This is a genomic window from Odoribacter sp. N15.MGS-14 (genome assembly GCF_000980245.1).
Classification (GTDB): domain Bacteria; phylum Bacteroidota; class Bacteroidia; order Bacteroidales; family Marinifilaceae; genus Odoribacter; species Odoribacter splanchnicus.
Genome location: NZ_LARE01000037.1, coordinates 19,097 through 32,068 on the forward strand (window position 1 = coordinate 19,097; position 12,972 = coordinate 32,068).

At 41.9% G+C, this 12,972-nt stretch carries 9 protein-coding genes; 6 read left to right on the forward strand and 3 right to left on the reverse strand.

Features of this window, described 5'->3' with window-relative positions:
* Positions 1-174: 174 nt before the first annotated feature.
* The 3 genes from WS34_RS09195 to WS34_RS09205 form a co-directional block, all read right to left on the reverse strand.
* Positions 175-1,368 (reverse strand): acetate/propionate family kinase, encoded by a 1,194-nt coding sequence (locus tag WS34_RS09195; RefSeq protein WP_013610990.1) that lies wholly within the window; start codon positions 1,366-1,368, stop codon positions 175-177.
* A 28-nt stretch (positions 1,369-1,396) separates the two neighbouring features.
* Entirely contained in the window at positions 1,397-2,401 is a 1,005-nt protein-coding gene (gene pta, locus WS34_RS09200) for a phosphate acetyltransferase (protein WP_013610991.1), read from the reverse strand.
* Positions 2,402-2,521: 120 nt separating this feature from the next.
* Positions 2,522-3,598 (reverse strand): ParM/StbA family protein, encoded by a 1,077-nt coding sequence (locus WS34_RS09205; protein WP_046404412.1) that lies wholly within the window; start codon positions 3,596-3,598, stop codon positions 2,522-2,524.
* Positions 3,599-3,810: 212 nt separating this feature from the next.
* On the opposite strand from WS34_RS09205, the gene WS34_RS09210 reads away from it, so the two are divergent.
* From WS34_RS09210 to WS34_RS09235, 6 genes are all read left to right on the forward strand, one after another.
* A complete protein-coding gene (locus WS34_RS09210; RefSeq protein WP_041556339.1) occupies positions 3,811-4,275 on the forward strand; it encodes an alanyl-tRNA editing protein in 465 nt (154 codons plus the stop codon).
* Between the two features lie 115 nt (positions 4,276-4,390).
* Positions 4,391-5,137 (forward strand): 3-oxoacyl-[acyl-carrier-protein] reductase, encoded by a 747-nt coding sequence (gene fabG / locus WS34_RS09215; protein WP_013610994.1) that lies wholly within the window; start codon positions 4,391-4,393, stop codon positions 5,135-5,137.
* 42 nt (positions 5,138-5,179) lie between these two features.
* Positions 5,180-7,258, forward strand: a complete 2,079-nt coding sequence (locus WS34_RS09220; protein ID WP_046404415.1) for a polysaccharide deacetylase family protein — start codon at positions 5,180-5,182, stop codon at positions 7,256-7,258.
* Complete coding sequence (locus WS34_RS09225) at positions 7,228-8,199, forward strand: DUF6340 family protein (protein WP_140403435.1); 972 nt, start codon at positions 7,228-7,230, stop codon at positions 8,197-8,199. Before WS34_RS09220 ends, WS34_RS09225 begins: the two co-directional genes overlap by 31 nt.
* Positions 8,200-8,213: 14 nt before the next feature.
* Entirely contained in the window at positions 8,214-11,378 is a 3,165-nt protein-coding gene (locus WS34_RS09230; RefSeq protein WP_046404419.1) for a UvrD-helicase domain-containing protein, read from the forward strand.
* Positions 11,379-11,979: 601 nt separating this feature from the next.
* A partial coding sequence (locus tag WS34_RS09235) for a FecR family protein (protein ID WP_046404421.1) occupies positions 11,980-12,972 on the forward strand: 993 nt, incomplete at its 3' end.

The following is a 12,972-nucleotide window of genomic DNA, read 5'->3' on the forward strand; positions in this document are numbered from 1 at the left end:
CGGGATTTTATCGATCCCGTTTTTCTTTTGTCTGTATTTTTTACCAACTCCATCTCTGAGTTGAATTCGGTCCTGAATGATACCGGAAAATGAGATGGGAATCAGCGGCAAAAGAATATATTAAACCCCTCGAGCCGATAAGCAAGAGGGGTAAAAACGGTATGTACCGAAGGATTAGCTCAATCTTACTGTATCCATAGCGATCACAAGCTCTTCATCTGTAGTAACCGTCATCACCGTGGTAGTCGATTGTTCTGTGCTGATAATCGTATCTTTTCCCCGGACTTCGTTCTTTTGTTTGTCGACCTGGATGCCAAGGTAGTCCATATTCTTACAGGTTTCCCAGCGCACCAGATTGTCGTTTTCGCCGATACCTCCCGTGAAGATAATCAAGTCTACACCGTTCAGTACTGCGGCGTAAGCTCCGATATATTTCTTCACATTGTAACAGAAGACATCGAGAGCCAAGGCCGCTTTTTCGTTGCCTTTTTCCATGGCTGCCTGCAATTCGCGGAAGTCAGAAGAAACACCGGAGATTCCCTGAACCCCTGATTTCTTATTAATCAAATTGTTGGCTTTGGGAAGGTCCAGCCCTTCTTTTTCACAGATATAGAGTAGGGCACCCAAATCCAGATCTCCGGCCCGCGTTCCCATCACTAATCCGGCTACAGGAGTAAATCCCATCGAGGTATCGACCGATTTACCTTTATCGATCGCCGTAATCGAAGCTCCGTTACCCAAATGGCAAGTGATGATTTTCTTTTCGGTAATATCCCAACCTAAGATCCGGCATGCTTTCTCTGCTACAAATTTATGGGAAGTACCGTGGAAGCCATATCTTCTGACTCCGTATTCTTCATAATATTCGTAAGGAATACCATAAATGAAAGCTTTTTTAGGCAGAGTCTGATGGAAAGAAGTATCGAAAACGGCCACCTGAGGTACGGAAGGAAGCAATTTTTCCATCGTTTCGATCCCTTTCAGGTTTGCCGGATTGTGCAGAGGAGCGATTTCACCTAAAGCTTTGATTTTAGCTTTGGCTTCATCGTCGATTTTCACGCTCTCGGAGAAATATTCACCTCCGTGTGCAACACGATGGCCGACAGCATCGATTTCGTTCAGAGATTTCAATACTCCATGGTCAGGATGAACCAATGCTTTCAGGATCAGATCCATACCGACACTATGGTCCATAATCGGTTGCTCGGCGACTACTTTGTCTTTACCTTCCGGTTTATAAGTAAAACTACCGTAAGTCAAACCGATTTTTTCTACAATACCTTTGGCGAGCACGACAGGTACTGCATCCATATTCAGTAATTGATACTTGATGGACGAACTACCGCAGTTTAATACTAAAACATTCATTTCTATTTTATTAAACGTTTTTATTCCGTTAATTTATTCCGGCGGCCTGATTTACTGTGATCGCTACCAGATTGACGATATCACTGACAGAACAACCTCTGGACAGGTCGTTGATAGGAGCGGCCATCCCCTGAAGTACAGGACCTACAGCTTCGATACCGGCGATACGTTGTACTAATTTATAACTGATATTTCCAACTTCCAGACTAGGGAAAATCAAAACATTGGCTTTGCCGGCGACAGGGCTACCCGGAGCTTTGCTTGCCCCTACGGAAGGAACCAGCGCTGCATCGGCCTGCATTTCTCCGTCGATCATAACGTCCGGAGCCATTTGTTTGGCCAGTTCTGTTGCTTTTACCACTTTGTCGACCAATTCATTTTTGGCAGAACCTTTCGTCGAGAAACTCAACATAGCTACCCGGGGCTCGATTTTGGCAATGGCACGGGCTGTTCCGGCTGTAGATACCGCAATTTGTGCCAGTTCTTCTGCTGTCGGATTAGGAAGTACTGCACAGTCAGCACAAACAATTAAACCGTTTTCACCATATTCGGGTTTGTTGGTCAGCAACAAGAAGGCACCTGAAACGACGGAAATCCCCGGTAAAGTCTTTACAATTTGCAGAGCAGGACGTAAAACATCGCCTGTTGCATTTTTAGCACCGGCAACTTCTCCGTCTGCATCTCCGCTCTTAATCATCAAAGTAGCCAGGTAAAGGGGATCTGTAACCAGTTTTAAAGCTTGTTCTCTGGTCATTCCTTTACTTTTACGCAGCTCTACCAATAAATCGGCATATTGTTCTTTTTTGGCATGTGATTCAGGATCGATAACGGTAGCTTTGCCGATGTTTTTCAGATTGTGTTTTTGAGCTAAAGCTTGTATTTCGGCCGGATTACCGATCAGGATAATCTTAGCGATCCCTTCTCCGATAATCTGGTCTGCTGCCTGAATCGTCCGTTCTTCTGTACCTTCCGGGAGAACAATTGTTTTACACTGTTTTTTGGCGTTTTCTTTGATTTGTTCTAAAAGTTCCATTGTATTGTATTTTTTATCCAGTTTCTTTTAAACGTTTGCAAAAGTAGGAATAAAATAACTAAAAAAGAAAAAGAGTTGCCTTTAAAAGGTCAACTCTTTATATCGAATTCGAATTTTGGCTTATTCCCCTTCTTTGTAGATGGTGACACAAGTATTCGCATTGCCTATATCGATACCGACAGCTAGCTGAGGATTTCTGAATATCTTAATTTCTTCCGCTTCAATATTATGCGGGATATTCGAACGGGCGACGGAAGATTTGATTTTAGAGTTCAGACAATACCCCTGAGAAGCACATTTCTCCGGTTCAGGATATACATTGACCGATACGATATCGCCGAATTCTTCTTTGAAGCAATCGACCAGTTCAGGATACAAAGCACCACCACCGACTAAATACATTTTCGTACATTTATTGAAATCATCGTCTATAAATGCTTTTCTTAAGTTAGGAGCGACGATTTCATTATAGTACATTTTCAATACTTTTTCACGTATATCCAATATGTTGTGTTTAACCCGGTTTACAGTGATATTTCCTTTTTGGAAAGCTACATCTATCTGGTGTTCTGTTTTGAGGTTCAGATAGAAATTTTTACTGAGCTCATTGGCCAATAAATTTACGGCATGACGGATACCGTGTGTACTGACGGCTGAACGGTTGATCAGTCCGGCTCTTGTCGAAACGACGGCTTCGCAGGTGCCGTATCCGAGGCTGACGATAAAAAAGTTTTCTTTTTCTTGCAGGTTCCCCTCGCGGATTGCTGTCGTACATCCCATGATTTCAGGAATAATCTCGACTTTACCTACGTTCACTTCACGTTTGGTTGTATTCGGACCACCGAAAGTGGAAGCATCGTAATTGATAATATGTCGTCCTTGTAAGACTTCCATCGCTTTATCCCGGTAGAGTATATAAGTTGCGAACGGGAATCCTGTCGTCAGATAGATTTCCTCTTCTCCTTTCGGTTGGGTAAGCAACAAACTGGCTTCACTCAATAATTTATACTCTTCGTCTGTCGGGGCTGCATTGATACTCTTATGTGGAGAATAGCCTTCGACCAGTGCCAGGTTACCGACGATGTAATCCGTATCATCGAGATTGATCTTTAGCCCATCCAGTATATTTTCTGCAACGTTAGCAAGTTCCTGATTAGTCGCTTCATATACGCTAGGAAAATTGTAAGACTTCAACATATAAAATGATTATTTTAGGTTTTAACATTTCAATTACACACAAACACGTACAAATCTATATAAAATATTTGAATGGAGGGTGTTTTATATCCAAAAATCGTTAAAAAAATGATTTCTTTAAAAATGCAGACTATTATTTAAGAAAAATATGTTCTTTTGTTCTTATGTCGTAAATATAAAAACACCTATATTTGTCTCTACTAAAAAACTATATGGAACAAGAAATACAACTCAACGGCCACAACAAACAGGAGTATCCTCCTATGCATACGGCAGAGCATATACTGAATCAGACTATGATCCGGATGTTCGGCTGTGAACGTTCGAAAAATACGCATATCGAACGAAAAAAATCAAAATGCGATTATATTTTATCTGTCGAGCCTACTGCGGAAATGATCACAGAAATAGAAAACAGAGTGAACGAAGTGATCGGACAAGATTTACCTGTCACCACTTGTTTTGTTACCCGGGAAGAGGTGCCTGAAGGGGTGGATCTGAGTAAACTTCCTGAAGATGCCAGTGCTACTTTACGGATTGTGAAGATCGGAGAGTACGACACTTGTGCTTGTATCGGACAACATGTCGGTACGACTGCCGAAATTGGAAAGTTTAAGATTATATCCTGGGATTTTGAATCGAACCGTCTGCGTTTAAGATTCAAACTGGAGCTTTAATCCGGTCTATTTTTTCGGCATTTCATTTGTTTCATTATCTTTGTGGTTTAAAATTTAATTAATCGTTACGACGGTTAAAAGTCTAATTAATTATAGTTGAAGTAAAACTGTTATTATGAAGTTATTAGAAGGAAAGACAGCACTGATTACCGGTGCTTCCAGAGGTATTGGGAAAGCGGTGGCTCTGGCATTTGCCAAACAAGGTGCAAATATTGCTTTTACGGATTTGAGATATGACGAGAATGCACAGGCTACTGAAAAAGAAATCGAAGCTTGTGGAGTGAAAGCTAAAATGTATGCCTCCAATGCTGCTGATTTTGCCCAGACTGCCGCTACTGTAGAAGAGATTGCAAAAGAATTCGGCCGGATCGATATTTTAGTGAACAACGCCGGTATTACTAAAGATACTTTGTTGATGAGAATGACGGAAGAACAATGGGATGCCGTTATCAATGTCAACCTGAAATCTGTATTTAATTTTACCAAAGCCGTATCGGCTATCATGCTGAAACAGAAAAGCGGTTCGATTATCAGCATGAGCTCTGTTGTCGGCGTGAGCGGAAATGCCGGACAGGCGAACTATTCTGCTTCTAAAGCCGGTATTATCGGTTTTACCAAGAGTGTGGCTAAAGAATTGGGATCCAGAAATATCCGGGCCAATGCCGTTGCTCCGGGATTTATCATTACAGATATGACGGCACAGTTGCCCGAAGATGTGCGTAAAGAATGGGCCGCTAAAATTCCTTTGAGAAGAGGAGGTACGCCTGAGGATATTGCCGATGTATGTACCTTCCTGGCTTCGGATATGTCCAGATATGTTACCGGACAAGTGATCCATGTTTGCGGCGGTATGAATATGTAATATAGGTGATGCTCCGAAGCAGAAAAAACGCTGCTTCGGGGTATGCTAAAGCGGTTCGGGGTGGTATTTGAGTATTCTATGGCATGGCTTTTGCCTATTGCAGGTTTATCGTTTGTTATTGCCTGGCTTAAATTCAGGAAACTTTCAAAATTACCGGATATTTCTAAAGGAATGGCCCTGCTTATTTCCGGGCTTCGTTTTATTGTCATTTTTACTTTACTTGCTTTACTTTTAAATCCTGCTTTTTCGTGGGTTGAAAAGACGAAAGAGAAACCTTTGCTGGTCTTGGCTCAGGATAATTCTGCTTCTCTGATAAAAACGAAGGATTCCTTGTACTATCGGAATGAATACAAGGCATCTTTAGAAAAGATGAGCAAGGCTTTGAAAAGCAAGTTCGATATCGTTCCTTTAACTTTCGGAGCTTCGATCCGTCAAAACGATGAATACGATTTCTCGGAACAATACACGAATATCTCAGCAGTATTCGACTATACCGACCAGCATTTTATCGTCCGCCGCCCGGCGGCTATGATTTTATTCTCCGACGGGATCTACAATACCGGTGTGAATCCGAAATACAAAACACCTGATTTTCCGGTCTATACCGTTGCTTTGGGGGATACCGTTGCTTATCCCGATGTCTATATCCGGAATGTGGAAACGGATAAATTCAATTTTGTAAATACTATTTTTCCGATAAAAGTCGAAGTCGGTGCCATAAAACAGAAAGGAAGCCAGGTAAAATGCAGTTTAAAACAAAATGATCAGGTCATTGCCCGACAGATTTTAACTATTGGACAAGATTATTTTTTTCAGGAAGTCTCCTTCGAAGTAGAAGCTCCGAAAAAAGGAATATTCCGGTATAGTGTCGAACTGGAAAACGATAGGGTGGAACGTACTTATGAAAACAACCGGATAGAAACCTGGGTGAATATTATAGATAATTCTGCTAAAGTTGCTATTTATACCACTGCTCCACATCCGGATATTGCTGCAATTAAGAATGCAGTCGATGTATCCGGTATATACCGATGTAAACTTTATCGCTGGGAAGAACCGCTGGATAGTCTGAATGCTAATCTGGTTATCTTGCATAATCCTGATCCGCATAGTACAGGCTATCAGCAATTGATGCAGGAAATAAACCGCAGAAAATTGTCGGTTTGGTATATATTGACTACGCCCGAATGTATCGCTGGTTTCTCCAAACTCCAAAATTTATACACTTCCGATATTAGTGCCGATCAAACCGAATATGCCTCTTTGCAGATCAATGAACAATTTTCCTATTTCGAATTCTCGGAGATGGAAAAAGCGGCTTATAAGGATTACCCTCCTATAATCGTACCTTTTGGAGAGATCAACACCGGTGCTGGGAAAATTTTATTCAGTCAGAAAATTAAAAATACACCTACTTCGAATGGAATTCTTGGTTTTTATGATTTGAATGGACAAAAAATTTCTTATTTTTGGGGAGAAGGTCTTTGGAAATGGCGATTATATTCCTATCAGGAAAATGGTAATCACGAACCGTTCAACACGCTGATCAATAAAATTGTGGATTATCTGACTACCCGTCAGGGAACGGAACGCTTGGTGGATGACATTGAACCTCTCTACGAAGAGTCGGAAGAGATTGTGATTAATGTAGAGTTGTATAACGATAGTTATGAACTTATTAATACTCCTGATCTAAAGATGGAATTAAATATTGGCGGGAAAACGTATAACTATCTTTTCAATCGGAACGGGGAAAAATATAGAATGACTTTGGGTAACCTGCAGGCCGGAGAGTACAGTTTTCGTCTGAGTACAGATTTGAAAGGAGAACGATTCACCAAAAAGGGAATTTTTTATGTGAAGAGCCATAATCCGGAATTGAATCGTTTAGTGGCCGATCTGTCCTTACTCAAAGAAATAGCCCGGCATACCGGAGGGGAGTCGGTAAGTGTACGGGATATGGTCCGATTAACGAATGAATTGAATTCAAATGACAGATATATATCCGAATACAAAAGTGAAACGGGATTTTCAGACCTCAGTGAGATAAAAATATTAGGGTTGATAATACTTTTGCTATTATGCATGGAATGGTTTTTACTAAAATTTTTCGCCGGTTGATTTTGGGCCTTTGGGGGGCCACCCTGTGTTCGTGTACCACCTATCGCACCTTATCGATCGAGATACTTCAACCTGCCGGTTTTCATATCGAACAAGGAAAAAAACTGGCTTTGCTAGAAAGAAACATCCGCAACGAAAACAGTATATTGACTTTTATGAAGAATATTCCTGAATTAGACCGGGAGTATTTATTTGAAGATTTCTGTGAAGGGGTGAAATTTATCTGGGAAACTTCGGGGTACAAAGATGCTATAATATGTTTAAAAGAACAGGAAATGGACTATTGGAACCAATCCTCTACTCCGCCCCCTTTCGCTCCGGATAGTATAATGAATATGTGCCGGAATTTTCACGTGGACTACCTCTTATCCATAGAACTACAGTATTATGATATCGCAGATCCTGGAGGAGAGATAAATACCATTTGGTTTACCCGGTTGTACGATAAAGAACAAGGCGAACCGGTCGATTCTGTGAAGATCTCTTTTAAACTGGATCAGGAAAAACTCGGGGAGTTCGATAACATACCGGAATGTATCCGCAATAGTTTTTGGGAAGCAGGAATGATTTCAGGCCGGCATTTGGTTCCTTCGTGGCAAAAAACACAGCGAAGAGTGTATACTTCCGGGAAAGTGTTGCGGCTGGGGGATACTTTTTTAAGGCATGGTGATAGCGAAGAGGCATTCAATATATGGACCGGTGCCTTAAAATTGACGCCTAAAACAGCTGTCCAGGCCGGGATTAATTTGGGATGGTTGTATGAAAATGCCGGAGATTTCGAACAGGCAAGAGATATTTTATCGGAATGCCGGAAGCTGGCAGAAGAGAATAAGCTAAAAGGGGAAGAAGTGAATTACCTGAAAGATTATCTCGAAATCATTTGCCGGAGAATTACAGAGATGGAAATTCTGGATCGACAAACTTTGCCTGCCGAGCCTTAAAAACAGAAAAGTATATGTTAGATATTTATAAAGCTTCGGCTGGAGCAGGAAAGACTTTTGCCCTGACCCTGGAATATTTCAAGACGATTTTTGCTTCTCCTGCTGAATATAAGAATATTTTAGCCGTGACCTTCACCAATAAGGCCACCGAAGAGATGAAGTCGCGTATTATCAATGAACTGCATCGTTTGGCAGACGGGAAAACAAGTGATTACGGAGAGGCCTTGAAGCAGGAATTCGGATTTACCGACGAGCAATTGAAAAACAGAGCTGTTTTGCTTCGTACAATGTTATTGCATGATTACGGACGATTGGCAGTGACGACGATCGATCGTTTTTTTCAACGCATTATCAAAGCTTTTACCAGGGAATTGGGCATCTTTCCGGGCTATAATGTAGAATTGGATAGTGATTTTGTATTGCTCAAAGCTGTCGACAAAGTCATGCAACAGGTGAAAGACAATCCGGGATTGAAAAATTGGATCAGTGAATTGATGAGTAGTAATGTAGAAGAGGGAAAATCGTGGAGTATCAAATCAAAAATAGCCGAGCTCGGTGAAGAACTGTTCAAAGAGAACTACATGCTTTTTGACAAGCATATTCTGGATAAATTCAGTGATAAGGAATTTTTGAAGAATTACCGCTCTTTTTTGACCGCTACCGTTCAAGCTTACGAAAGCCGGCAGGCTGCTATCGGACAGGAAGCGATCGGATTGATCCGGAGCGAAGGGCTTGAACAAACCGACTTTAAAGGTGGAAAGGCAGGATGTGTATCTTATTTTTATAAACTGGTTGCCGGGAATTTCGACAAACCGACGGCTACCGTAAGAAAGGGAGCTCAGGATAGTGCGGCGTGGGTAACCAAAACTTCTCCCCGCAAAGCAACCATCGGGTCTATATGCCCCCGGCTTATGCAACTCCTGCAGGATATTCTGAATCGGTTCGACCAGGATTACAGCTATTATTTGTCAGCCCGGATGCTGTCCGATAATTTGTACCAGTTGGGGATTTTAAATGACCTTTATCAGGAGGTTAGGGCCTATTGTGACGAGAAAGGGCTCATGTTGCTGAGTGATACGACGCATATTCTGAATATGCTGATTGCAGATAACGATACGTCGTTTTTATTTGAAAAGTGTGGGAATTATTATAAGCATCTGATGATCGACGAATTTCAGGATACTTCGGGGATGCAATGGAAAAATTTCCGCCCCCTGGTGGTAAACAGTTTATCGGAAGGGTGCCGGACTATGATTGTGGGAGATGTCAAGCAAAGTATCTACCGTTGGCGAAACGGAGATTGGAGTCTGCTGGCCAACGAGGTAGAGCGACAATTCAGCAGCTTGGGAGTGAATACCGTCATTTTAAAAAATAACTGGCGTAGTGCCCCTGAAATCGTAAATTTCAATAATACCTTCTTTGAGAAAGCAGTCGGTATGCTGACCGATCTATACATTGCCGATGCAGGTGGGGAAGTAAAGGAAAAAACGATAGCTGAAGCTTATCAGGGACTTCAACAGATTCCCCGGAAAAAGAAAAAAGGATATGTCGATATTGTGTTCGGCCCCGACAAAAAGGCAGAAGGGGGGGAGAATATAATCCTGGCAGACCTGATCGCAATCATTCGGGATATCCGGCAAAGGGGAGGACAGTTAAAAGATATCGTTATTTTGGTGAGGGGTGGGAAGGAAGGTGCGCTGGTTGCCGATTTTCTGATGGAATACAATAAGACAGCTGACCGGCCGATCGGTTTTATCTCAAATGATTCGTTGTACGTCTGGTCGTCTCCCTATATACAATTTATCATCGCCATTCTGAAATATATGGTAGATCCCTACGATATGGTCAATAAGACCCAGATTCTTTATTTTTATCGGGTTTTTATTCAGGATGAGAACAATCCGGATTTGCACGATATCTTTTCCGGAATAGGGGAAAAAGAATTATTCGAGGTCTTAGGAACTGATTTTGAATTGGATAAAAATAAAATCATGTCTTATTCCTTATATGAGACGATTGAAACTATTCTGGATAAATTTTCACTTCGTAAGAAACGGGAAGAAATTCCTTATTTGATTGCGTTTCAAGATATTATATATGAATATGAAACCAATAACTCCAATAGTATAACTTTATTTCTGGATTGGTGGGAGAAAGAGCAGGGTAAAAGAGTACTGACCACTTCCGAAGAAGTCGATGCAGTGCGTATTTTAACTATCCACAAATCCAAGGGACTGGAATTTGAATTCGTACTTTTGCCGTTCTGTAGCTGGGAACTGGATAGTGTCCGGCCCGTCAGACGAATTTGGTGTATGAATAACGAACAAGGATTCAATCAATTAGACTATGCTCCATTGAACTATTCCTCCAAGTTAACGAACACCATCTTTAAAAAAGATTACCTGGACGAACACCTGAAAGCCTATATCGATAACCTGAACTTGTTATATGTTGCCCTGACGCGTGCCAAGACCGAGCTTTATGTACGTCCGTACTCTCCCAAAATCAATAAAGACGGTAGCATCTCGATGCCGGATATCGGAGCTTTTATTTATAGTGTATTAGCTGAAACCGAATTAGTGGATAATGCAACTATGCAGGTCGCATTGGGAGAAAAACAGTGTTTCCCTTCAAAAGCCGGAGCAGGTCAGACTTCTGTTACTCTTCAGAATTATCCGGTTTTTCAACCGGGAGAAAGAATCAGTATCAAGTACAAATTCCGGGACTATACCGAGCCTCAGCAAGCTTCTCTTTCGGCGATCGACGAAGGAAAATTATTGCATGAAATTTTTAAACACATCCGGTATGCCGGGGATGTGTCACAGGCTGTTCAACAAGCCTATTTGGAGGGATTGATTTCTATCCGGGAAAAGGAGGCTTACTGTGCGAAGATCGAAGCATATATTTCCAACCCACAAGCTTCTGAATGGTTCGGACCCGAAAATAATATTATGAATGAGAGGGATATTTTATTTCCCGGAGGCAGGAAAACCCGTCCGGACCGAATTATTTTCAACGGTTCGGTAGTCCGTATCATCGATTATAAATTCGGACAAAGTGAGGAAAATAAATATTTAAAACAGGTCGGTTTTTATTGTAATACCTTACGGAAAATGGGATTTAAAGAAGTAGAGGGGTATGTATGGTATGTAAAGTCCGGTAAAATCGTACAGGTATAAAAACAAGCTGTCTCGATACTGAAGCGAACCCTAAAAGTTAGACAAAAAACTTTGGCAGTTGTATAAAAAACTTTATGTTACGTTTCCGTCAGACACCACCGGACTTGGAAACCATAAATTTCAACGAAACAGAGGTTTTCCGATCTCTTGTAGTAAAATTGGTTTCAAAATCAATGCCTTACAGGAAATTATTCTGATAAAGTAGCTCATCTATCCATACTTCGATAGAGATGATCCGGTGTTTTTATTCTGTAAATTTTCCTTATCCTTTCTTTGCCGGTTTACGCTAACGGTAGATGCCGGGGTTTGTGCCGGAAGACCTTTGGAGCAGGAATGGGGGTCCGGTTAGATTCTCCGAATGCCCGACCGGTGGTGTCTGACGACACAGAACCCGAAATCGGAATAAAAAGAAAAAAATTGAACCTACATTTTGGGTAAATATGTATAAAACACTAAAACTTTTAGGTTTTAGTGTTTTATTGCCTAAAAGATACTGTTCTGTTGGAGGTAGAAGTTGTCTTTAAAAAATATGATAAAGATTTTTCCTTCGTCATATATACTTTTTCACCTAATGAGTGTTATTAATATAAAAAATAGAATAATGACAGATTACACGAGAGAATTAAAGATCGCTGAACTCATCGTGCGCCAGGAAATAGGCGAATTAGACACTGCAGAACAGCAAGCACTCTCCCAATGGCTGGAAGAATCGGAGGCGCATGCAGCGCTTTACCGGAGGCTTTTGACGAAACCACAGACGATTTCCCCTGCGGCAGAGTTTGATACGGAACGATTTATACGGGGTACGCAGCGTAAAATACAGCAACACAAAATTCATCGTTTGGTTTGGCAGTCAGCCTCGGTTGCCGCAGTCTTTATGATCGTTCTGTTTTCTGTCTTATTCACCCGGGAAAACAGGCCTCCCGAATCGTCTGTTGTGAACGATGTGCCGGTAGCCGGAAAGACACAAGCGGTATTGTCCCTGCCCGATGGCCGGCAGGTGGCCCTCGGAAACGAAAAAGAACAGGATACAGCCTGGATGAAATATGTTGAAGCCTGTACTATCGAATCGAAAGCTACCACTGAACCGGCCGACATAAAAATCGAAGTAGCCCGCGGAGGAGAATATAAAATCCGCCTGGAAGACGGAACGACAGTGTGGTTGAATTCAGAAAGCTCGTTGATTTATCCGGAAAAGTTTACCGGTGATAAACGGGCGGTCCGGTTGTCGGGTGAGGGATATTTCGAGGTGGCCCGGGATGAAAAGAAGCCTTTTATCGTTTCGGTAACCGATATGGAGATTAAAGTGTTGGGGACCAAGTTCAATGTCACTGCCTACCAGGACGAGAAAATGACGACTACCACCCTGATTTCCGGAGCGGTGGAAGTGGTTACTCCTCACCGGTCTGTACAATTGCAACCGGGAAAACAGGCCATGGTTCAGGAGGGGGGTGATGATATTACGGTCCTGGAGGTCGATGTGGAGTTAGCTACTTCGTGGACTGCCGGGATTTTCAAATTTGACAAGATGGCCTTGACGGACATCTGCACGCGTTTGTCCCGGTGGTATGATATAGATTTCGTATTCGAAGGC